Source organism: Candidatus Binataceae bacterium, assembly GCA_035650475.1.
GTDB lineage: Bacteria > Desulfobacterota > Binatia > Binatales > Binataceae > JAKAVN01.
The window spans coordinates 89,590-111,118 of the sequence record DASRHP010000004.1; the positions used below are offsets into that span (position 1 = coordinate 89,590).

Consider the following 21,529-nt stretch of genomic DNA (forward strand, 5'->3'; position numbering starts at 1 on the left):
AGATTCGCTCGAACTCCACTTCGACGACCATCGGGCCTTCACCGATCTGCTCGGCCAGCACGACGCCCACATCCATCTGATCGAGCAGGCGCTGGGGGTGCGCATCGGAGTCAACGGCAGCACCCTGCGCATCTCCGGTGGCCATCCGGAGCAGGCGCTGGCGGGCAAGGTCCTGGGCGAGCTTTACGAGATCGTCAAGCAGGGCCATCCGATCTACCCCAGCGACGTCGAGTACTCGGTCCGTATCCTGCGCGCCGACCGCAACGTCGAGCTTAAAGACATCTTCCTCGACACCATCTACATCTCCGCGCACAAGCGGGTGATCTCGCCCAAGAGCGTCAACCAGAAGCGCTATATCGACGCGATTCGCAACCACGACATCGTCTTCGGTATCGGTCCCGCCGGCACCGGCAAGACGTACCTGGCGATGGCGATGGCGCTGGCGTCGCTGATGAAGAACCAGGTCACGCGGATGGTGCTGTGCCGACCCGCGGTCGAGGCGGGCGAGCGGCTGGGCTTCCTGCCCGGCGACCTCGCGGAAAAGGTCAATCCCTACTTGCGGCCGCTGTACGACGCGCTGCACGACATGGTGGACTTCGACCGTGCGCGCCGGATGCTCGAGCGCGGCACGATCGAGGTCGCGCCGCTCGCCTTCATGCGCGGACGCACGCTCAACGACTCCTTCATCATCCTCGACGAGGCGCAGAACACGACCTCCGAGCAGATGAAGATGTTCCTCACGCGCCTCGGCTACAACTCCAAGGCGGTGATCACTGGCGACATCACGCAGATCGACCTGCCGAGCGGGAAACTCTCGGGGCTCAAGGAGGCGCGCACCGTGCTGGCGCGCACCGAAGGGATCTCGTTCGTCTATTTCGACGAGCGCGACGTCGTCCGCCATCGCCTGGTGCAGGCAGTGATCAGCGCCTACGAGGCGGCCGCCGAGGGCCGGGTCGCCGACGATCCGGACGCTACCGACAACCATTCCGAAGGATAGACCGTGGTGATCGCGCTGCGATCCGAGGCCGGGCGCGGACGGCGCTACGCGGCGCGGCTGCGCGCCGACGCGCGCCGGCTGCTGGCGGCGTGCGGGCTGGGGGCGTGCGAGCTGTCGGTGGTGATCGCGGGCGACGAGTTCGTGCGCGCGCTCAATCGCGATTTTCGGGGCAAGGATCGAGCGACCGACGTGCTGTCGTTCTCGCTGCTGGAGGAGGCGGTCGAACCCGCGCAGCGCGCGGCGACGCCGCGCGCCGCGCGGGTTGGAGACGCGGGTGACGGTGCGGCGGGCGTGGGGCGCGGCGTCTGCCGGGCCCCACGCCCGCCCGGGCGTCTGCCGGCCGGGGCGCAAGCCGGCATGCTTACGCCCCGGCCGGGGATGCTGCTTGGCGACGTCGTCATCTCCGCCGACACTGCCGAGCGCCAGGCGCGCCGCCTCGGCGTCGAGGTGGCCGCGCGAATGCGCGCGCTGCTGGTGCACGGCGTGCTCCATCTGCTCGGCTACGACCACGAACGCTCGCCGGCCGAGGCGCGGCGGATGTTCGCGCGCGAGCGCGAACTGGCCGCCACGCTGGCCGGGGCTGTGGGCGGGGCGGCGGCGCGCGCTCGCGGGTGCCGCCGTCCAGCCCACGGCGCCGGCCGGAGGCGCTCGCGATGACCGCGCGGCGGCGCTTCCCAACTCTGACCGGCGCCGCGATGCTCACCCATTTCACCCGCGCCGCGCGCACCGATTCGGCGCTCGACAACCTGGTGACGATCCTGCGCGAGGGCGCGGTGCGGAGCTCGACCCGGATGGTGCGCGGTGAGCGGGCGGTGGTGTGCCTGTTCGACGTTGCGCTGGGTGATCTCCGGATTCTCCTTGATCGGCGCAACCGGCGCCGCTATCAGCCCTTCGGAATCGCGGTCGATAAACGGTATGCTTTCCGGATGGGAGCGCGGCCGGTCATCTACATGCCGTGGCGCGAGGCCGAGCGCCTGCTGGCGCCGGCTGAGCGATGGCGTGTGGTCGCGCTCGACCTCGAACGCAATCCGCCGGTCGATTGGAGCTTCGAGCGCGAATGGCGAATCGCCGGCGACCTCGTCCTGCCCAATAAGGGGGCGGTGGCGCTGGTCGAGAACTGGCGCGACGCCGACGAAATCTACGACCGGTTCCAGGGCCAGCCGCCATGCGCCGGAGTGATACCGCTGAACGAAATTTTCGGGCGTTCTTGAACGGCCCCCTCAACACCCCGGCGCGCCTGTTCTTGTGCCTGCTCAGCGGCATCGCGCTGGGTCTTGGCTTTCCCAAGTTCGACTTCGGCCTGCTCGCATGGGTGGCATTTGTGCCGCTCCTGCTGGCGGTCGAGGGCCAGGCGCCGCGACGGGTGTTCGGTTACGCGTGGGTCCAGGGGTTCGCCTGCAACCTGGTGGCGCTCTACTGGGTCGAGTTCACGCTTCATCACTTTGCCGGTGTCAATCCGGTTCTCGCGACGGGGCCGCTCCTGCTGCTCGCGGCGATCGAGGCACTGTATACGGGGCTCCCGATCTGGGCGGCCGAGTTGACGACCGCGCGCCTGCGCCTGCCGATCTTCGTCACGCTGCCGATCGTGTGGCCCGCGATCGAATGGCTGCGCAGCATCGACGCACCGATCGCCTTCCCCTGGGATCTGGTGGGTTACACCGCTTACCGCAGTCTGCCGCTGATCCAGTTTGCCGAGATTACCGGTGTCTATGGCGTCTCGGCGCTGATCGTGTTTTTCAACGCCGTCATCTTCGTCGTGCTCTTCGAGCGCCATTCGCGCCGCACGCAGACCTGGAGCCTGGGCTTCCTTACCGCGGTGATGGTCGCAGTGCTCGTCTTCGGCACGATCCGGATCGACGAGCTTCGCGCCGAGCGGCCGGCCGACCGGATTAGGGTTGCGATGGTGCAGGGCGATATACCGCAGAGTATCAAGTGGGACCCGAGCTTCCTCGACGCCAGCTTCAACATCTACGCCCGGCAGACTGCGCAGGCCGCCCACCATCACGTCGATCTCGTCGTATGGCCGGAAGCGGCGGCCGCCTTTTTCTTCCAGCCGGACGCCATCTATCCGCCGCGCTTCGCCGGCGACGCGCTCTATCGCGAGCGCCTGCTCAAGCTCGCCGAGAGCACCGGCGTTCCGATCCTGTTCGGCGCGCCCGCGCTGGGCCGTGCTCCCGACGGCTCGATCGGCACGCACAACCGGGCCTACCTGGTTTCGGCCGAGGGCAAGGTCGCGGGCTATTACGACAAGATTCAGCTCGTCCCCTTCGGCGAATACGTCCCGTTCCGCGCCGTCCTCGGCTTCGTCGTCAACCGCATCGTGCACGGCTTCGGCGACATGCTCCCGGGCACCATCCAGACGCTCTTCGACGTCAAGGGCGCACGGCTCGCGGTGCTCATATGTTACGAGAGCATCTTTCCCGACCTCACCCGCCGTGCGGTCAAGGGCGGCGCCGACATACTGGTCAACATCACCAACGACGCATGGTACGGCAAAAGCTCGGCGCCCCATCAGTTGCTTGCGATGGCGGCGCTGCGCACGGTGGAGACGAAGGTCCCGATGGTGCGGGTGGCCAATACGGGGATAAGCGCGATCATCCGTCCCGACGGTCGGATCACCGCGCGCACGCCGCTGTTCAAGCGCGGCACCGAAATCGAGGACGTTGCATGGCGCCCGCGGCGTACGATCTACACCGTCGTCGGCGACCTGTTTTCAGAGATCTGTTTCGCGCTGACCGTAATCGGCTTGCTGCTCGCCATCCTGCGCGGGCCGGGCGCCGACGCCGCGCCCTCGCCGATTGCCGGCGCGCTTAGCCGCAACGGCCACGGCTGAGGCCGCGCCCGCCTGCGCCATTAAACCGGCCGCGCAGATATGGCATGATGGACGCCATGACACTGAGTGAGATGCGCGAACAATTAGCTGATTTCGAAGCTCGCACCGAAAAGCTCGGGAGGCGTCTTTGACCTTGCCCGCCTCAAGGCTCGCCACGAAGAACTCCTGAAGGAAACCGCCAAGCCAGGATTTTGGGATCGCCCCGAGGCCGCGCAGGCCACGCTCAAGGAACACGATCGGATAAACGAGCGGCTCGCCGGCTTCGAGCGGCTGAACTCCGCGCTCGAGGAGGCGCGGCTGTTCCTCGCGATGGCCGCCGAAGAAGGTGCCGAGGACTCCGAGGCCGCGCACGAGGCAACGGCGGCGCTCGCCAAGGCGCGCGCCGAGCTCGAGCGCCAGGAGCTCGAAGTGATGCTCGGCGGCGAGTACGACCGCCTCGGCGCGATCGTCTCGATCCATCCCGGCGCCGGTGGGCTGGAAGCCCAGGATTGGGCCGAGATGCTGCTCCGGCTGTACCTGCGATGGGCCGAGCGGCACGGCTACAAAACCGACCTCGCCGATTTGCAGCCGGGCGAGGGCGGCGGAATCAAGAGCGCGACTTTCACTGTCGAGGGCGACTACGCTTACGGTTACCTCAAGGCCGAGGCCGGAATTCATCGCCTGGTGCGGATCTCGCCCTTCGACGCCGCTGCGCGCCGCCACACCTCGTTTGCTTCGGTTTTCGTCTTCCCGGCGATCGACGACAAGGTCGAGGTCGTGATCAACCCCGCCGACCTGCGCGTCGACACCTTCCGCGCAAGCGGCGCGGGCGGCCAGCACGTCAACAAGACCGACTCGGCCGTGCGGATGACCCATATTCCGACCGGAATCGTGGTGAGCTGTCAGAACGAGCGCTCGCAGCATAAGAACCGCGCGATGGCGATGAAGATCCTGCGCGCGCGGCTGTTCGAACTCGAGGAGCGCAAGAAGCGCGAGCAGCTCGAACAGTTCACCAAGGACAAGAAGGAGATCACCTGGGGCAGCCAGATCCGATCCTACGTGTTGCAACCCTACCGGATGGTCAAGGACCATCGCACCGGGGTCGAGATCGGCAACGCCGACGCCGTGCTCGACGGCGCGATCGATCCGTTTATCGAGGCTTACCTGATGGGCGTGCGCAAGGCGGGCGCCGAGTCGGCGCCGGCGTAACGCGCGCTTGCGCCGCGCGCCCGCAGTGACGCAAAGTCGTTTGACCCGGGCCGCTTCCCGATCGAAGGAGATGCCATGATCGACGTTTATTTCTGGATGACTCCCAACGGCTACAAGGTCACGATCGCGCTGGAGGAGCTGGGGCTGCCCTACAACGTGATCCCGGTCAATATCGGCAAGGGCGAGCAGTTCCGCCCGCAGTTTCTGGAAATCAGCCCGAACAACAAGATCCCGGCAATCGTCGATCACGACGGCCCCGACGGCAAACCGCTGTCGCTCTTCGAGTCGGGCGCGATCCTGATCTATCTCGCCGAAAAGACCGGGCGCCTGATGCCGAAGGACCCGCGCGGGCGTTACAACGTGCTCGAATGGCTGATGTTCCAGATGGCCAGCGTGGGTCCGATGCTCGGGCAGGCGCATCACTTCCGCCGCTACGCGCCCGAGCAGATCCAGTACGCGATCGATCGTTACACCAACGAGGCCCGGCGCATCTACAACGTGATCGACAAGCGTCTCGCCCAGACTCCCTACCTCGCCGGCGAGTATTCGATCGCAGACATCGCGACCTACCCTTGGCTGCGGCCACATCGATGGCAGGGGCAGGAGCTCGGGGATTTTCCCAACCTCAAGCGATGGTACGACGAGATCGAAAAGCGCCCGGCCGTGCAGAAGGGATGCGCGGTGATGGCCGAGCAGCTCCAGAGCCGCCCGCCCGACAAGGAATCATGGCAGGTGCTTTTCGGCCCCAAGCAGTACGAGAAGCGTTAGCGGCTCGGGCCGTCTAATCGCACCATCGGGCGCCGCGCCCCAGAAAATCGCGGACCTGCGGGTCCCCGGAGCCTTCGCCTTCGGCTCGGGATGGCGAGCCGGGGGAGGCTGTCTGTTGCCTGTCATCGTGAGCGCCGCAAAAGAGTTTCCCGGCCATGTTTGGTGGCCGCGATTTTTTCCCCGATGTGATGCCGAGCCGCGGTTGTACTTCCGCCTGGGTCGCCCAAGCAGCAACCCTGTTTAATCATCCGCAGCAAAGCGAGGAGAAAGGGGCTGCGTAAGGGTATGATTAGCAAAACAGCAGCGACTCCTGCTCCGGCGACTGATGGATCGCGTTCCCGGAGTCTCAAGCGTCTCCCGGTATCGCACGCATTTTCTATGCACCGACGGAGATTTGCACAATCTTATGGCTATCGGGCAGCTCCCAATCTTCGCTCGCTCGATTGTCCATGCAGAGTTCGATCGCCTCTCGGATATTCCGCAACGTTTCCTCACGCGTCCTGCCCTGACTGATACAGCCTGGGATCACGAGGCACTCCGCGACCAGGTAACCGTCCTCTCCGGGGAGCAACATGATTGGAAGTTCCATTCGAACGTTGCGGCAGCACAGGCGTTCATGCCCGCGGTAGGGCTAGAGGCTGCGGGGTGGGAGCGCCTCCGCTTCTCCTGACAAATGCGGACAATCCGCTTTGTCGCTTATGTCCGCGAACCGAAAAAGCCTTGATTTTCTTGGTGGAGCTGAGCGGGATCGAACCGCCGACCTCCTGAATGCCATTCAGGCGCTCTCCCAAACTGAGCTACAGCCCCACCGGCGGGAGACGGTCCCCAGTTAACCCGATGCGTACCACGGGGTCAACCTGACCCCCCTTACGTAAATTACATCGACGCAGTTCAGCGCAGGGCCGAATGCGGCACCGGCCGCCGTCGGGACGGCCGGGAGGTCCGAGCCGCGATTGCTGCGTGCCGGGTCGCTTGCGCGGCGATACAATCCACAGGGGACGACATCCCGCCGGTAAGCGAAGCGGCGGCGCGAGGAGCAACCATGGGGCGCAAAATCCTCTTCATCACCACCGACCAGCAGCGCTACGATGCGCTCGGATGCAATGGCGGCCGAATCGCGCGGACGCCCGCGGTCGACGCGCTCGCCGCCACCGGCATCAACTACCGCCGCGCCTACAATCAGAACACGGTCTGCACACCGGCGCGCTCGACGATGCTGACCGGCCAGTACGCGCGCACCCACGGCGTGGTCGCCAACGGCATCGCGCTGCCCGCTGAAGCGCCGAGCGTCGCCGCATGGCTCCGCGAGCGCGCGCGCTACCGCACCGCTCTCATCGGCAAGGCGCATTTCGAGCCCGCGCTCGACCTCAACAACCACGCATGGCCCGAAAACCGGATGGCGCTCGATGGCTCCCACGGCCCCCATCGCGGCTTCGAATACATGGAGCTGGCGATGCATGGGCCGATGGGCAACTGGCACTACTCGGTCTGGATGCGGGAGAACTTTCCGGCCGAAGCCGGCGGTTTCGTCTCGATGCTCGCTGGGCCGCCGGGCGGCGACACCGGCGCGGTCCAGGTCGCCTACAACCCGATGCCGCGCGGCCACTACCATACCGACTGGATCGCCGAGCGCACGATCGCCTACCTCGACCGGCTCGCCGACGACGAGGACTGGTTCGTCTGGATGAGCTTTCCTGATCCGCACCATCCATGGGATCCGCCCGCCTCCGAAGCGCGCCGGATCAACTGGCGCGAGCTCGACCTGCCGCCGGGCCATCCCGGCTCGCGCGAGAAGATCGAGAAAATCCTCGCGCAGAAGCCGCGCCATTGGCTGGACTGGTACGAGGGACGCTTTCGCAACAACGAGGGCACGCCGGTGATGACCTTCGTGCCGTGCCAGATGAGCCACGACCAGGTGCGCGAGATCAACGCCCTCGTTCACGTCAAGAACGAGCTTATCGACGAGGCCTGCGCGCGTGTGCTCGGGCGGATCGCCGAGCGCGGATGGGACCGCGACACCGACGTCTTCTTCACTACCGACCACGGCGAGTTGCAGGGCGACTTTGGCCTGCTGTTCAAGGGGCCCTACCATGTCGATGCGCTGATGCGCGTGCCGCTCGTATGGCGGCCGGCGCCGTCGGCCAAAGTCGCGCCTGCGCAGGTGAGCGAGCCGGTCGGCCATCTCGACCTCGCGCCGACCTTCTGCGCGGTCGCCGGCCTGCCGGCGGCGCCATGGATGCAGGGGCGGGCGCTGCCGACAGCGCCGGGCTCGGGGCGCGAGCGGGTGATTACCGAATGGGATAGCCAGTTCGCGCAGATTGGGATGCATCTGCGGACCATTTACCGGGATGGCTACGTATTGACCGTGTATGAACCGACTACGCGCGATTGGGGATTTGACCTCGCGATGCTCTACACCGCGCTGGGCATCGCCCAGCCGCTGCCCGATATCCGCTACGCCGGCAGCGAGGGCGAGCTTTACAATCTCGAGGAGGATCCGCTGCAATGGCGCAACCTGTGGAATGATCCGGGCTACGCGCGGCTGAAGTCGGACCTCAGGGCCGACCTCTACGACAACCTGCCGCCGCCTCGCAAAGAGCGGCTGCCCGTCGATTCGCCGGTGTGAAGATTGTAAGCAAAAGGTCGACCCTCCTCGCGCGGCAGCCCGCGCGCGAGTGACAGACCAGAGAGCCGGCGGTTCATGTCGAAGAGTCTGAGGAGCCACCAACCGAACGCCGCGTCGGTCTCCGAGACAAAGCGCGCTAGGCTCGGGCGCGGTCGATCAGTTCGCGGGCGGCGCGGCGGAACTTGTCACTGACCTCTTCGCCGGCGAGCATCCGCCCGATCTCCTCGATCCGTCCGTCGTGGTTGAGCGCGCTGACCTTGCTGCGCGTCGCCCCGCGCCGCTCCTCCTTTTCGACCAGGAAGTGAGTATCGGCAAATGCCGCGACCTGCGGCAGATGGGTGACGCAGAGCACCTGATGATAGCGGGCGAGCTCCTTGAGCTTGCGCCCGACGACTTGGGCGACTGCGCCGCCGACGCCCGCGTCCACTTCGTCGAAGATGAGCGTGGCGATGCCGCGGCGCTGCGCCTCCAGGCGCTTGAGCGCGAGCATCACGCGCGACAGCTCGCCGCCCGAGGCGATCCGCGCCAGCGCCATCGGCGGCTGCCCAAGGTTGGGCGAGAGCATGTACTCGACGCTGTCCGCACCCGCCGGCCCGAGCGCCATCCGGTTATGCTCGAAGCCAGCCTCGCTTCGTTCCAGCGGCGCAAAACCCGCCTCGAAGACCGGCGCACGCATCCCGAGCGTCTTCAGCTCGGCCTCCATCCGGCGCTTGAGCTCGACCGCCGCGCTCTGGCGGCGCGCGCTCAGCTCAGCGGCCATCCGCGCCAGCCGGTCGAGCGCGCCGCGCAGCGCGGCCTCGGCCTCGGCGCGCGAGTCGGCGACGCCTTCGAGCTCAGCGATCTCCGCGCGCGAGTGTTCGAGGGTTTCGAGCGCGCTTTGGAGCGTGCCGCCGTACTTGCGCTTGAGGCGGTTGAGTTCGGCGGCGCGCGCGTCGAGCTCCTCCAGGCGCGCGGGGTCGGCCTCGACGCGCGCGGCGTAGGCGCGCAGCGCGTGCGCCGCTTCCTGAAGGCTCAGCCGCGCCGCCGAGATCAGCTCCGCCGCTTCGCCAAGCTTGGGGTCGATCGCGGCCGCTTCGCTGACGCGTGTGAGCGCGCGGCCGACCGCATCGAGCGCGGCGCCGTCGCCCTCGAGCAGCATCTGCTCGGCCTCGCCGGCGGCGGCGACTAGCCGCGCGGCATTGGCGAGCACGGTGCGCTCGGCGGCGAGCGCCTCGTCCTCGCCCGGACGCAGCGCGGCGCGCTCGAGCTCGGCGACGCGGAAGCGCGCGAGTTCGAGCGCCTCGGCGCGGGTGTGCTCGCGCTCGCGCAGCTCCTCGGCGCGCTCGCGCGCTGCCATCGCGTCGCGGTAGGCGGCGCGGTACTCCGCGAGCGCGGGGTCGAGGCCGGCGTGGCGGTCGAGGAGCTGGAGATGGCTCTCCGGGCGCAGCAGCGTCTGCTGTTCGTGCTGGCCGTAAACCTGGACCAGGCCCTCGCCCATCCGCGCCAGCGTTTGCACGGTCGCCAATTCGCCGTTGATGTATGCGCGCGAGCGGCCGCCGTCGGCGGCGACGACGCGCCGGATGACCAGCTCGCGCTGGCCCGACGCCGCCAACTCCTCGGGCATCCCCTCGGGCGGCGGCCCCTCGCCTTCGAGTTCGAACAGCCCCTCGACCACCGCCTCGCTCTGCGCAGCGCGGACCATGTCGGGCGAGGCGCGCGCGCCGAGCAGCAGGCCAAGCGCGGTCATGATGATGGTCTTGCCGGCGCCGGTTTCGCCCGACAGCACGTTGAAGCCGGGGCCGAAGTAGAGCGTGGCGCCCTCGATGATCGCGAAGTTGCGGATGCGCAGTTCGACCAGCATCGCCGCTCCGATCCGCCGCCGCTAACCCCAGCGCAGCTTGTTGCGCCAGATCTCGAAGTAGGCGTGGGACGAGCGCACTAGCACCACCGGATTTCGGCCGCGGCGCACGCGCAGCGCGTCGGCGCTGGTCAGGCGCGCGGTCTGCTGGCCGTCTACGGTCAGGATCGCGCCGTCGTCGTCGGCGCTTCTGACGCGCACCTCGATCTCGAAGGAATCCGGCAGCACGACGGGACGGTTGCTCAACGTATGCGGGCAGATCGGCACCAGCAGCACGACTTCGAGCGAGGGAAACACGATCGGGCCGCCCGCGCTGAGCGCGTAGGCGGTCGAACCGGTGGGAGTGGCAATGATCAGCCCGTCGGCGCGGTAAGTGGTGAAGCGTTGGCCGCCGGCGACAACCTGCAGCTCGAGCATCCGCCCGATCGCGCGCTTGTTGATTACAACATCGTTGAGCGCGCGGAAGCTCTCGCGATGCACGGCGCGGCCGCCCTCGCCGTGCGCCTCCACCCTCGCCTCCAGCGTGATCCGGCGGTCGGTTTCGTAGTCGTCGGCGAGCACGCGGGCGAGCGTCGCCTGCGCTTCCTCGGTGGTGATCTCGGTCAAAAAACCCAGCCCACCCATGTTGATCCCGAGGATCGGCGTTTCGCGCTCGCCGACCAGGCGCGCGATGCTCAGGAGCGTGCCATCGCCGCCCAGCACCACGATAAGATCGGCGCGCCGGGCGAGCGCCTCGTGTTCGGCGGGCTCGGCGCCGAGTTGGGCCGCGACCTCCGGCTCGGCGAGGGTGGCAAGATGGCGTCCGTGAAGCCACGCCGCCAGCTCGCGGGCGAGCGCGACCGCGCGCGGCCGTTCGCGCCGCACCACCATCGCGACGGTCTTGATCGCGTGCCGCGCCATCGGGCTCACGCGGCCCACCGCGCGCGGCGCGCGGCGGCGAGTGCGGCGGGCGGGCGCCCGCATCGTCTATCGGATATGCGCGGCGAGGATGAAATGACGTTCAACGCGCTGGTCCGCCGTCCTCCCCAATCCCCGCCCAAGGTTAGCTAGCCCGGCGCGTCGGGATCAACCGTGATGGTTTTGGGCACAGGCTTGGAGGGCAGGGGAACTTCGATTGTTTTGCGCACCGGCTTGCCGGCAGGCTTGGCAGACTCGATTCTCAGCGCCACCGCCTCGACGTGGTAGGTCCCTGCCGCGGAGTCGGACTGCTTGAGCACGAGCGCGTTGGCGCCGGCCTCGCACGCGCGGCGCTTGAGCAGCGCCATGATCTGGTCGCGCTCGACTGGCTCGCCGTCGAGCTTGAAGGTTGCGACCTCGCGCACTGCGCTCCTGGGCTTCTTATGCAGGATCTCGACGTCGCATTGCGATGGTTCTGCGCCCGAAGGCGCGCCCGCGCCGGGGCTGGCAAGAAGCGTCACAGCAGCGGCATCACTGGCCGAGTGCTCGCCGCCAGCAGGACGTGCGTCGCCCGATGCCCTCGCATCATTGGGGGTAGTCGCACCGGCGGCGCGCGCGTCGCCGACAATAAACGAAATCGGCATTCCGCCCGAGGTTCGCGCCGAAACCGCGTCGGCGCCGCTGCTCGGCGCGTTGCTATCGTCGGAGGCGGCCTTGGAGTGGGCGCTTGATGAGGACGCGTCGGCAAAGGCGCCAGAGGCGTGTCCGTCGTCGCCAGCGGTAGAGGGCTGCGCCGCGGCGTCGGCGCCGCGGTCGTGCGAGGCATCGGCGGATTTTTCACCACCGTTGGAAGACGGAGGATTGTTCAGCAAGACGACAGAGGTTTCGTTGCCGGCCTCGAAAATTTTCGGTCCGGCTTTTGCCGGCTCGGATGCGGCAGAGGGTGACGTGGCCTCGTCGTGCACCAGGCGCATCACGGTCACGCCTATCGCCGGCTCGAGGCGCAGCTTGGGCGCCGCAGGTTGAGACGCGCTGCTATCGTCGCGGGAGGGACCGGCGAAGCGCTCGGGGTTGGAGCGTGCCGCAGCTTGCGCCGCGGGCGCAGATGCCGAAGCGTCCGACTGGTCCGGCACGACCACGGCCACGCCCGCCGGCATCGAGTCGGGTGGCGGAAGCGAGGGCGCCCTCGCCGCCGAGCATCCGAGTACGCCGAGCGCGCCACCAAGGACGAACCACGCCGCTGACCGCCGCACATTCCCAAGTATCCGCGCATGCCCGGGGTGCGCAAGCCGCGCGCTCGGCGCCTCGCTTTCGCGGCCGTTTGATATAAAATCCCGGCGTCGACTTCGCGAGACGGCGCTGGCCAGCGGCATGAATTGACGATGACTTCGAGGGATACCGACAAGCGCCCGCTTATCGGCGCGCACATGTCAATTGCGGGCGGCGTCAGCGAGGCGCTCAGGCGCGGCAAGCAGGTCGGATGCGACTGCATCCAGATCTTCACGAAATCGTCGCGTCAGTGGGCCGCCAAGCCTTATGCGAAAGAGGAAGTCGCGGCGTTCAAGGCGGCGCAGGTCGAGACCGGGATCAAGATCGTCGTCGCCCACGACTCCTACCTGCTCAACCTGGGCGCGCCCGACGAGAAACTGCGCAGGAAATCGGTCGCCGGCTTTATCGACGAACTGGAGCGATGCGAGATGCTGGGCGTGCCGTTTCTGATCGCGCATCCGGGCTCCCACGTCGGTTCGGGCGAGGAGGCGGGCATCCAGACCATCGCGCACTCGCTCGACGAGGCGCACAAGTCGTGCGCCGGCTTCAAGGTCAAAGTCGCGTTGGAGATCACAGCCGGGCAGGGAAGCAACCTCGGCTACTCGTTCGCCCAGATGGGCCGGATTTTCGACGCGGTCAAAGAGCATGAGCGGCTGCGCCTGTGCTTCGACACCGAGCACGCCTTCGCCGCCGGCTACGACCTGCGCGACAACGAGGGCTACGAGCGCACCTTCGCCGAACTCGACGAGCATATCGGGCTGCGCCGCCTGGTCGCTTTCCATCTCAACGACTCGCTCAAGCCGTTCCACTCGCGCGTTGATCGCCATGAGCATATCGGCAAGGGGCATCTCGGCGTTGCGCCGTTTCGCCGCCTGCTCCACGACCAGCGCTTTTTCGGATTGCCGATGTGCCTTGAGACCGAGCCCGGGCCCGAGATGAAGGACATCGCCGCCGACCTCGCCACGCTGCGCAAGCTGCTTGAAGCCAAAAACTGACAAGATGGAAAAACGCATCCTGACCGGCGACCGGCCGACCGGCCCGCTGCACCTGGGCCACTACGTAGGCTCGCTGCAAAATCGTGTCCGCCTCCAATACGACTACGACACCTACATCCTGATTGCCGACGTTCAGGCGCTCACCGACAACTTCGAGCATCCTGAAAAGCTCGAAGCCAACGTCTTCGAGGTCGCACTCGACTATCTCGCCGTCGGCCTCGACCCCGAGCGCACGAAGTTCGTCGTGCAGTCGATGGTGCCCGAGCTGACCGAGCTCACCATCTACTTCATGAACCTGGTCACAGTAGCGACGCTCGAGCGCAACCCCACGGTCAAGGACGAGATAAAACAGCGCAACTTCAAACGCGGAGTGCCGGTCGGCTTCTGGGCGTATCCGATCTCGCAGGCCGCCGACATCACGATCTTCAAGGCCGAGCTGGTTCCGGTGGGCGAGGACCAGCTGCCGATGATCGAGCAGGCGCGCGAGATCGTGCGGCGCTTCAACTCGCTGTATGCCAAGGTGCTGATCGAGCCGCGCGCGATGCTCGGGCAGATAGCGCGGCTGCCGGGGACCGACGGCAACGCCAAGATGTCGAAGTCGCTCAACAACTGCATCTATCTTGGCGACCCGCCGGAGACGGTGCGCAAGCGGGTGATGTCGATGTTCACCGATCCCACCCGCATCCATCCCACCGACCCCGGCCACGTCGAGGGCAATCCGGTTTTCACCTACCACGACGTCTTCAACCCGGATAAGGCCGAGGTCGAGGAGCTCAAGGAGCGCTATCGCAAGGGCACGGTAGGCGACGTCGAGGTCAAGCAGCGGCTGTTCAAGGCGCTCGGCGCGTTCCTTGCGCCGATCCGCGAGCGGCGTGCGCAGTACGCCGCCAGGCCCGCGCAGGTGCGCGAGATCATCATCGAGGGCACACGGCGGGGCAGGACGGTGGCGCAAGCGACGATGGAAGAAGTCCGCGCCGCGATGAAGCTCAACTACAAGTTCGAGCGCTAGCGTGAATCGCTTGACCCGGATTCTTCGCTTCGTCGAAACGCCGAAGGACCGGACCATCCCGGGCGGAGCGCGTTCCGGGCCCCGCCAGTTCAAGCCCATTTACGCCGCGGGCGGCGTTACAGTATAGGATCGCTGACGCGGGAGCGCGCGGACTCGCTCCCGGCAAACCGGTGAAGCCAGGCGCAAGCGCGGCAGGAGCCCGACAACGCACGCGGCGATGGGTAGCATGCGCGTCGGCGCTCGTCGCCGTGGCCCTCGCGATGCGATTCGCCCCGCTGTGGGCGCGCGCCGAGCCGCCCGTCCTGACCTGGTATCCCGACGCCAGCGGAAGCTTCGCCACCTACGAGCCGGGCGGGCCGACGGCCGCCGACAACCCGTTCTTTCATCCCCTGGGCACCAATGGACGCGCTTGCGTGAGCTGCCATCAGCCGGCCGACGGATGGACGATCACCCCAGCGCATGTCGAGGCGCGATTCAAAGCCAGCCACGGACAGGATCCGCTGTTCCGTCCGATCGACGGCGCGGTCTGCCCCAACGCCGACGTCTCGACGCCAGCCGCGATGCGGCGCGCGTACGGCCTGCTGCTGAGCAAGGGGCTGATCCGGATGCCGATGCCGATCCCGCCCGACGCGGAATTTTCCGTCGTCAAGGTCGACGACCCCTACGGCTGCACCAAGCTTGCCGGCCCCAAACGCGGGGTACTTTCGGTATATCGGCGGCCGCTGCCGGCGACCAACCTCCGCTTCGAATCCGAGATCATGTGGGACGGGCGCGAAGCGAGCCTTCAATCGCAGGCGATCAGCGCCGCGATCGGCCACGAGCAGGCGAGCGGGGTGCCGCCGGCGAAGACGCTGGACGCGGTCGTGCGATTCGAAAGCGGATTGTGGAGCGCGCAGGTGTCGGACGGCCGCGCCGGGAGCCTGCGCGAGCTCGGCGCGGGCGGCGGCCCGATCGATCTGTCGCGCCAGGACTTCTACCTCGGGATCAACGACTCGCTGGGCAACGACCCGATTCAGCGCGCGTTCACGCTCGAAGTGTTCAACATCTATCAACCGTGGCTGGGCCTGAAGGCCAAGCCGTTCGCCGAGCAGCGGGCGGCGATCGCGCGCGGCGAGGAGATTTTCAACCAACGCGCGTTTTTCATGGCCGGACTCGCGGGATTGCAGAGCCGCGGGCGCGACCAGATGGCGACCGGCTTCTGCACGACCTGTCATGACACGCCCAACGTCGGCAACCGCTCGGTCGCGGGAACGATCGACATCGGCACTGCCGACGCCTCGCGGCGCACGCCGGACCTGCCGTTGTTCACGCTGCGATGCGATTGGGGCGAGTTCAGGGGGCAGACCTTCGAGACCGACGACCCCGGGCGCGCGCTGATAACCGGCAAGTGCGCCGACATCAGTACGTTTAAGGTGCCGGTGCTGCGCAACCTGGCGGCGCATCCGCCGTATTTCCACGACGGCTCGGCGGCCACGCTGATGGACGTGGTGAATTTCTACGACCTGCGTTTCGGAATGGGCTTCACTGAGCAGGAGAAGAGCGACCTCGTCGCCTTTTTGCAAACCCTCTGATGTTTGTGTGTTTCTTTGAAGTCTATCCATACGATTAGCCAGGGGCTATACGGTTTACGGAACGGAAGCGCAGAGCCGGCAGGAAAGTCGGGTCGCCTGCTGCAGCGAGTCGCTCGACGGGGACGCACATGATCAATGAGGCAGTGCTCAAAGCGCTACAGAGTCGGATGCGGAAGCTAACTATGGCCGGCATCAACGCGGCCGCCCGCGCGGAGGAGCTGCGCGCGGCGATCGAGGAGTCGGAAGCGGCGATTGAAGCCGCCGCCGAGGAAGAGGCGGCCGCGCTGCGCGAGAACGACAAGGCGGTGGCCGAGGTGAAAGCGTTGGCCGATTATATCGAGAACCTGGTCCGTGGCGGCGAAGACCAGGCCCTGGTCACGGTGCTGAAGGAGGAGCTGGCCGAGCTTGAGAGCCAGCAGCGCGAAGCCGCCCAGCGGCTCGAACGGCTCCGCGCTCACACCCAGGCGCTCCGGGACGCGCTTAAGAGCAATGCGGGCGAACTCGCAAGCGTCGAGCAGCGGCATCGCCAGATAAACGATCAGGCGATGAAGCTGCGCGAGCATATCGAGAAGGTCGTGCATCGCGAATCCGACGCTCGCGCGCGCGGATGAGCCGACGCGGGTGCCGGATGCCGCCTCGCGCCGGCGTCCGACGAGCGCGCGGCGACAGGCTGCGCTCGCCTGCCTACAACGTCACGTGGAGGCCGACGTTCTCCAGCCGGTCGGCGCCCGCGCGCAGGTTGCGGTCGAGGTTCCATCTGCGCGCCAGCGCCAGCGTGCGCTCGTAGTCCTCCTGCACGTAGGGCTCGAATTGGAGCACCTCGCCGAGCCCGAAGCGGTTCAAGTCGTAGGAACGGTCGTGCAGGATCGGCGGGATGTTGCGCTCCCACAGGCGCATGTAGCGCTCGGGGGCGGCTTCGAGCGCGGCCTGCGCCTGGCGCATCGCGCGGAAGTACGCCGCCGCCGCGTCCGGCTCCAGGGTGGCCGCGACCCAGAACAGCGTGCGGAACTCGCCGGCCGCGATCTTGCGCAGCCCCAGCTCGTCGGCCATCGCGATCTCGGGATCGAGCAGGTTGGCAGCCGCTATCTCGCCGTCGAGCAGAGCGCGCAGCCGCCGCCCCGGCCCGCCGATATTTTCCGGCCGGATACACCCGCGCGGCATCACGCGCTCCATCGTCTCGAGGAACGAAAAATGGCTCCCCGCCATCAGCCCGATACCGACCGGCACGTTCCTTAGCTGCGCAAGCCGCGTGATCTTCGAGCCTGGCGCGACGAACAGCGCAAAGCGCGCGACTCCATAGACGTCAAGCACTGCCTTGCCCATCCCCGCGCCGGCGTTCATCGGGACCGCCCACTCGCAGGCCGACGAGCAGACCTTGTCGCTGGCGCGGAAGGGGCGGTCCTGCGGCCGCTCGAAATAGACGTCGGCGCCGTGGGACGAGATCTGATGCATGTCGTCGGCGAGGATTTCGGGCGCGAGTCCTTCGGCGGCAAAGAGACCTTCGTCGAGCGCGATCCATTCGTGCAGCCGCATGAAGTGCGGAACGATCTTGATCGGCCTCGCCATCGCGCGTACCTCCCTCGGATTCGAAATGCCGCTCGCCGCCGCTGGTGCCACTCAAGCTTCGGTTACTCCGTGTGTCGCAATTGGACAAGCGCGCGCCGCCAGGCGATTCGGCCGCCATGCGAAATAGTGTTAGATTTGCGCAATGGCCGACCTACATACGGGTTACGTCGTCGATTGCGACTCGCACGTGATGGAGCCGCCCGACCTGTGGGAGCGCTACCTCGAGCCGCGCTTTCGCGACCGCGCGATCCGGATCGTCACCGACCCCGCAGACGGGCTGGAGGTTCTGATGATCGACAAGCGGCCGGTGCTCAAGGGAGTGCTGGCCGGACTCGGCGGCGCCAATCTGCCGCGCCAGTCGGTTTTCATCCCGGGTCAGACTCGCTATCTAGACGGATGTCCGCCGGCAAGCTATGAGCCGGCCGAGCGTATTCGTCTGCTCGACCAGTGGGGCGTGGACGCCGGCGTGCTGTTCCCCACGGTCGGCATCCTCTGGGACGTCGCGGATGCCGAACTTGCCCTCGCCTACGCGCGTGCCTACAACAAATGGGTCAACGATTTCGCCGCCCACGATCGCAGCCGCATCATTCCGATCGCGCATCTTGCGCTCCATGACCCCGACGAGGCGCTGCGCGAGCTGCGCCGCTGCCTCAAGCTCGGCTTCAAGGGCGTCTTCCTCGCGCCCGAAACCGTCGGCGGCAAGCGCTTTTCCGATTACTCATTCGATCCGATCTGGCGCGAATGCGAGCAGGCCGGGATTCCGGTTTGCCTGCACGTGATCGTGCGCCTGGGGCGCGCGCAGGCGATGCTCGGCAATTTCTACCAGCCCAGCGAGTTCCGCGCGGTGTTCGGCTTCGCGCTTGGCGGCTTCGCCCAGATCGTACCGGCGATGATGACGATGGTGCTTGACGGGCTGTTCGACCGCTTCGAGCGGCTCAAGGTGCTGTGCGTCGAGGCGGGATGTGGATGGGCGCCGTACGTGATGGACCGGATGGACCAAAAGTACGAGCACCTCGGCTGGACGTTCCCGCTCAAGCTCAAGCCCAGCGAATACTTGCGGCGCAACGTATGGATGGTCGCGGAGCCCGAGGAGCGCACTATCGCGAACGTGATGGACCTGATGGGCGAGGACCATGTGTTGTGGGGTTCCGACTACCCTCACATCGACTCGACCCTCGAAGCGCCGAGGCTCATTCGCGAAAGCGCCGCTCGGCTCGCGCCCACCCGCGCACGCAAACTGATGGGCGAGAACGCCCGCCGGCTGTTTCCGTCGTAGCCGGCCGGTTCAATTGGCCGGCGACGGGAAGCAGGGCAGCTTCTGCACCGCGGCGTAGCGGTAAATCCGGTTGTTCCAGCGGAAGGTGCCGAACGTTGGCCCAAAGGCGACCGTCAGCGCGTTGAGCTGATCCTGCTCGGTGGCGTCCTGCGCCGGATCGGGCGCGTAGGCGATGTAGGTTACCGAGTCGGCTTTCAGCAGCGGCTGAATCGGCGGCTGGAAGTCCATCTTCATGAAGTTGGTCGCGAGCCGCCAGCCGTTCGGATCGGCGCTCTGGTTGGGCATTGCCACCCATCGCGGCTCGATCTCGTTGCCGGTCAGGCTGAGCGCGCGGTAATCGATCTTGCCGTCCTTGCCGGTGCGCAGTTCGGTGAGCAGCGGAATCTCGCTGGTGAGGTCGTCGCAAATTTCGTTCTTGCGCAGTTCGCTGCCGTATTCCGGCTCATGGGATTCGATAACGCCGGCCTCGGCGACGTGGGCGACGCCCGCGCCGACCGCTTCCACCGCCTGGAGCGCCAACGGCACCGCCGCCATGCATCCGCCGGACGCAAGCGCAAACGCCACGCCGAGCAGCGGCGCTCGCCTCGGCCGTCTGGGCCCCCCGCTCATCGCGAGAACCACTTTAGCATCAAGCGCGACGCAAGTCGGATAGGGGTGATGGGATTTCGCACAGCTCGAGCGCCGGCGCGCCGGCCTCTACCACGGCCGTGATTGCGTGTGTCAGACTGGATTGTTAGCCTCCGTCCGCTGCCGCGGCGGGGCGTCCCTCGACGCGGACGCGGCGGTCCACCGGGCGGCCCCGGATTGGCACAACGGCCTTGAGCGCACTACTGGGTTACTGCTTTCTGTTCGGCCTGCTGCACGGGATTCTGCCCGACGAGCACACCTGGCCGATCACGTTCAGCTACGCGATCGCCGGCGGCAGCGGAGCGCAGGGGATGCGCACCGGAGCTTGGTTCGCCGCGGGATTCACCGCGCAGCGCATGCTGATTTCGGAGCTCTCATACCTGGCGCTGGCGCCTTTTCTGCGCTCGGCAGAGGTCAACGCGGTCGTCTATGTGATCGTCGGCATCGTGATGTCTTTGGCCGGTTGGATCCTGCTGCGCGGCCAGCGCTACGCCCATCTCCATCTCCTCGGCCATCATCATGAGGCGCGCGACGAGATGGACCGCTCCACCGCGCTCCTCACCCGCCGTCACGCGCAATGCGCGCCCGAACCCACGATGCCCGTGCGATGGACGCTAATTCACGGCTTCATCGCCGGCTTCGGCTTCGGCGGCTTCGCGCTCTTCGTGAATGCGGTCGCCGCGCCGGCGATGCCCAATGCGTGGCTGGGCTTTCTGCCAGGGCTGCTTTTCGGCGCGGGCACCGCCGTAACCCTGGCCGCGGTCGGCGCCGCTTTCGCAGCCGGGCTGCGCACGTTGAGCGGGCTCAGCGAGGACGACGTGCGCCGGTTCGGGGCGCGGGTCGGAGCGACGACCCTGTTTGCGGGCGGCTTCCTGTTCATCGCGGGCGGGCTCGCGATGGCCGCCGGAGTGGGGCGCTACCTTCCAGTTGACACCGGCTACCTCGTGATTGTGCTGTTCGTCGTCACGGTCGCTATCCCGGTGTTCATTAACGCCTGGCGCCAGATACCCGCGGCGAAGGGGCTGGACGATGGCGAAGTCAGCTATTCGCGCGACAGCGGGCGCTGACGCGTGCTCGGGTCGCCGCGTCCTGGATTGTTTAGCAGGCTCCGTGCAACGTGCACCGTCCGGGGGCTGGACTCAGGCCACGCGGGTTGATGGACTAGGGTGGTCGCGGCTGTCTCAACCGCAGTGCTCATGATCGCGCGGGCATGCGACGGCATACGGGCCGCACGGGACGAACGCCGGTTGCGACGAAGATCGCGACGCAGAAGAGGGCGTCATGAAAAAGCAATTGAAGGGTGTGCTGGCGACGGCCGTTTTGGCGCTGATGGTGGCCGGGACCTTCGGATGCTCGGGGCAGCCGCTGTCGACGCGTGAGAAAGCCACTGGCATCGGCGCGGTCCTCGGCGCCGGCACTGGCGCGATCGTCGGCGCCGCGGTCGGTTCGCCCGGAGCGGGCGCCGCGATAGGCGGCGCGATGGGCGGCGTCGGCGGCTACGCGGTCGGCAACCAGATGCAGAACCAGGAAGTTCAGCAGCAGCAGACCCAGCAGCAAATCCAGCAGCAGCAACAGCAACTGGAGCAGCAGCGCCAGGAGCTGGAGAAGTTGAAGCAGCAGCAACAGACCGAATAGCGGCCGCGCGCGCTCCCGATCAGACCTCAGCGCCGTCGCCCGCGAGGTTTGCGCGGACGAGGCGCCGAGGTGACGCTCAGACGGGTGTAGGACGGAAATTATTGCCAGTTCGGCAGGCCGCCGAGCTGCTCTTCGACCCGAGCGAGATCGGCCATCGCCGCGCGATAGTTGCCCCGCGCGACTTCCCGCTGGGCCTCGATATAGTCGCCCTCCGGCAGCGGGCGCGAGAACGAAGCGAGCTTGGCCGCGCGCAGGCGCCGCCCGACCTCGACCAGTTTGGCCCTGACTTCGGAGAGCGCCGGACTCTGCTCGGCCTTGATGGTGGCCTCGGGTTGCGTCGGTACCGCCTGACTCCACGCGACGCTCGGCGCCGCAGTCAACACGGCTAGAGCGCCAATCACCAGAATCTTCGAAGCCTTCATTTCTCCACCTTTC

20 protein-coding genes and 1 tRNA gene are annotated in these 21,529 nt (G+C 67.0%); 14 read left to right on the top strand and 7 right to left on the bottom strand.

Annotated elements, in window-relative coordinates; all coding sequences use genetic code 11:
* The first annotated feature begins 97 nt into the window (after positions 1 to 97).
* From VFB33_01325 to VFB33_01350, 6 genes are all read left to right on the top strand, one after another.
* On the top strand, positions 98 to 997 hold the full coding sequence (locus VFB33_01325) for a PhoH family protein (GenBank protein HZO80310.1): 900 nt from the start codon (positions 98 to 100) through the stop codon (positions 995 to 997).
* Positions 998 to 1,003: 6 nt separating this feature from the next.
* Entirely contained in the window at positions 1,004 to 1,654 is a 651-nt protein-coding gene (gene ybeY / locus VFB33_01330; GenBank protein HZO80311.1) for an rRNA maturation RNase YbeY, read from the top strand.
* Positions 1,651 to 2,208 carry a hypothetical protein gene (locus VFB33_01335; protein ID HZO80312.1) on the top strand — a complete coding sequence of 186 codons (558 nt, stop codon included), beginning with the start codon at positions 1,651 to 1,653 and terminating at the stop codon, positions 2,206 to 2,208. The genes ybeY and VFB33_01335 overlap by 4 nt, the downstream gene beginning before the upstream one ends.
* A complete protein-coding gene (gene lnt / locus VFB33_01340; GenBank protein HZO80313.1) occupies positions 2,205 to 3,830 on the top strand; it encodes an apolipoprotein N-acyltransferase in 1,626 nt (541 codons plus the stop codon). Before VFB33_01335 ends, lnt begins: the two co-directional genes overlap by 4 nt.
* A gap of 90 nt (positions 3,831 to 3,920) precedes the next feature.
* Positions 3,921 to 5,018: a peptide chain release factor 2 gene (gene prfB, locus VFB33_01345; GenBank protein ID HZO80314.1), complete on the top strand. Its 1,098-nt coding sequence runs from the start codon at positions 3,921 to 3,923 to the stop codon at positions 5,016 to 5,018.
* A 75-nt stretch (positions 5,019 to 5,093) separates the two neighbouring features.
* Positions 5,094 to 5,786, top strand: coding sequence for a glutathione S-transferase N-terminal domain-containing protein (locus tag VFB33_01350; protein HZO80315.1), 693 nt, complete (start codon positions 5,094 to 5,096; stop codon positions 5,784 to 5,786).
* A gap of 730 nt (positions 5,787 to 6,516) precedes the next feature.
* On the opposite strand, the gene VFB33_01355 is transcribed toward VFB33_01350, so the two are convergent.
* A tRNA-Ala gene (locus tag VFB33_01355) sits at positions 6,517 to 6,593 on the bottom strand.
* 235 nt (positions 6,594 to 6,828) lie between these two features.
* On the opposite strand from VFB33_01355, the gene VFB33_01360 reads away from it, so the two are divergent.
* Positions 6,829 to 8,412 (top strand): sulfatase-like hydrolase/transferase, encoded by a 1,584-nt coding sequence (locus VFB33_01360; protein ID HZO80316.1) that lies wholly within the window; start codon positions 6,829 to 6,831, stop codon positions 8,410 to 8,412.
* A gap of 136 nt (positions 8,413 to 8,548) precedes the next feature.
* Here VFB33_01360 and recN read toward each other — a convergent pair whose 3' ends face one another.
* The 3 genes from recN to VFB33_01375 form a co-directional block, all read right to left on the bottom strand.
* Positions 8,549 to 10,252, bottom strand: a complete 1,704-nt coding sequence (recN, locus tag VFB33_01365; protein HZO80317.1) for a DNA repair protein RecN — start codon at positions 10,250 to 10,252, stop codon at positions 8,549 to 8,551.
* 21 nt (positions 10,253 to 10,273) lie between these two features.
* Positions 10,274 to 11,149 (bottom strand): NAD(+)/NADH kinase, encoded by an 876-nt coding sequence (locus VFB33_01370; protein HZO80318.1) that lies wholly within the window; start codon positions 11,147 to 11,149, stop codon positions 10,274 to 10,276.
* 146 nt (positions 11,150 to 11,295) lie between these two features.
* Positions 11,296 to 12,399 (bottom strand): hypothetical protein, encoded by a 1,104-nt coding sequence (locus VFB33_01375; protein ID HZO80319.1) that lies wholly within the window; start codon positions 12,397 to 12,399, stop codon positions 11,296 to 11,298.
* 129 nt (positions 12,400 to 12,528) lie between these two features.
* Here VFB33_01375 and VFB33_01380 point away from each other — a divergent pair, with 129 nt between their 5' ends.
* The 4 genes from VFB33_01380 to VFB33_01395 all read left to right on the top strand — a co-directional run bounded on the left by VFB33_01380 (position 12,529) and on the right by VFB33_01395 (position 16,601).
* On the top strand, positions 12,529 to 13,410 hold the full coding sequence (locus VFB33_01380; GenBank protein ID HZO80320.1) for a deoxyribonuclease IV: 882 nt from the start codon (positions 12,529 to 12,531) through the stop codon (positions 13,408 to 13,410).
* A gap of 4 nt (positions 13,411 to 13,414) precedes the next feature.
* The gene (trpS, locus tag VFB33_01385; GenBank protein ID HZO80321.1) at positions 13,415 to 14,419 is read left to right on the top strand and encodes a tryptophan--tRNA ligase; all 1,005 of its coding nucleotides are present in this window, start codon (positions 13,415 to 13,417) and stop codon (positions 14,417 to 14,419) included.
* A 260-nt stretch (positions 14,420 to 14,679) separates the two neighbouring features.
* Positions 14,680 to 15,990 carry a hypothetical protein gene (locus tag VFB33_01390; protein ID HZO80322.1) on the top strand — a complete coding sequence of 437 codons (1,311 nt, stop codon included), beginning with the start codon at positions 14,680 to 14,682 and terminating at the stop codon, positions 15,988 to 15,990.
* Positions 15,991 to 16,157: 167 nt separating this feature from the next.
* On the top strand, positions 16,158 to 16,601 hold the full coding sequence (locus tag VFB33_01395; GenBank protein HZO80323.1) for a hypothetical protein: 444 nt from the start codon (positions 16,158 to 16,160) through the stop codon (positions 16,599 to 16,601).
* A gap of 73 nt (positions 16,602 to 16,674) precedes the next feature.
* Here the strand turns inward: VFB33_01395 and VFB33_01400 are convergent, their stop codons facing one another.
* The gene (locus VFB33_01400; protein HZO80324.1) at positions 16,675 to 17,556 is read right to left on the bottom strand and encodes a hypothetical protein; all 882 of its coding nucleotides are present in this window, start codon (positions 17,554 to 17,556) and stop codon (positions 16,675 to 16,677) included.
* Between the two features lie 142 nt (positions 17,557 to 17,698).
* On the opposite strand from VFB33_01400, the gene VFB33_01405 reads away from it, so the two are divergent.
* Positions 17,699 to 18,832, top strand: coding sequence for an amidohydrolase family protein (locus VFB33_01405; protein ID HZO80325.1), 1,134 nt, complete (start codon positions 17,699 to 17,701; stop codon positions 18,830 to 18,832).
* 9 nt (positions 18,833 to 18,841) lie between these two features.
* Here the strand turns inward: VFB33_01405 and VFB33_01410 are convergent, their stop codons facing one another.
* A complete protein-coding gene (locus VFB33_01410) occupies positions 18,842 to 19,441 on the bottom strand; it encodes a hypothetical protein (GenBank protein ID HZO80326.1) in 600 nt (199 codons plus the stop codon).
* Positions 19,442 to 19,650: 209 nt separating this feature from the next.
* On the opposite strand from VFB33_01410, the gene VFB33_01415 reads away from it, so the two are divergent.
* Both VFB33_01415 and VFB33_01420 read left to right on the top strand, forming a co-directional pair.
* On the top strand, positions 19,651 to 20,526 hold the full coding sequence (locus VFB33_01415) for a hypothetical protein (protein HZO80327.1): 876 nt from the start codon (positions 19,651 to 19,653) through the stop codon (positions 20,524 to 20,526).
* A gap of 214 nt (positions 20,527 to 20,740) precedes the next feature.
* The gene (locus tag VFB33_01420) at positions 20,741 to 21,094 is read left to right on the top strand and encodes a glycine zipper domain-containing protein (protein HZO80328.1); all 354 of its coding nucleotides are present in this window, start codon (positions 20,741 to 20,743) and stop codon (positions 21,092 to 21,094) included.
* Between the two features lie 98 nt (positions 21,095 to 21,192).
* Here the strand turns inward: VFB33_01420 and VFB33_01425 are convergent, their stop codons facing one another.
* Positions 21,193 to 21,516, bottom strand: coding sequence for a hypothetical protein (locus VFB33_01425; GenBank protein ID HZO80329.1), 324 nt, complete (start codon positions 21,514 to 21,516; stop codon positions 21,193 to 21,195).
* Between the last annotated feature and the right edge of the window lie 13 nt (positions 21,517 to 21,529).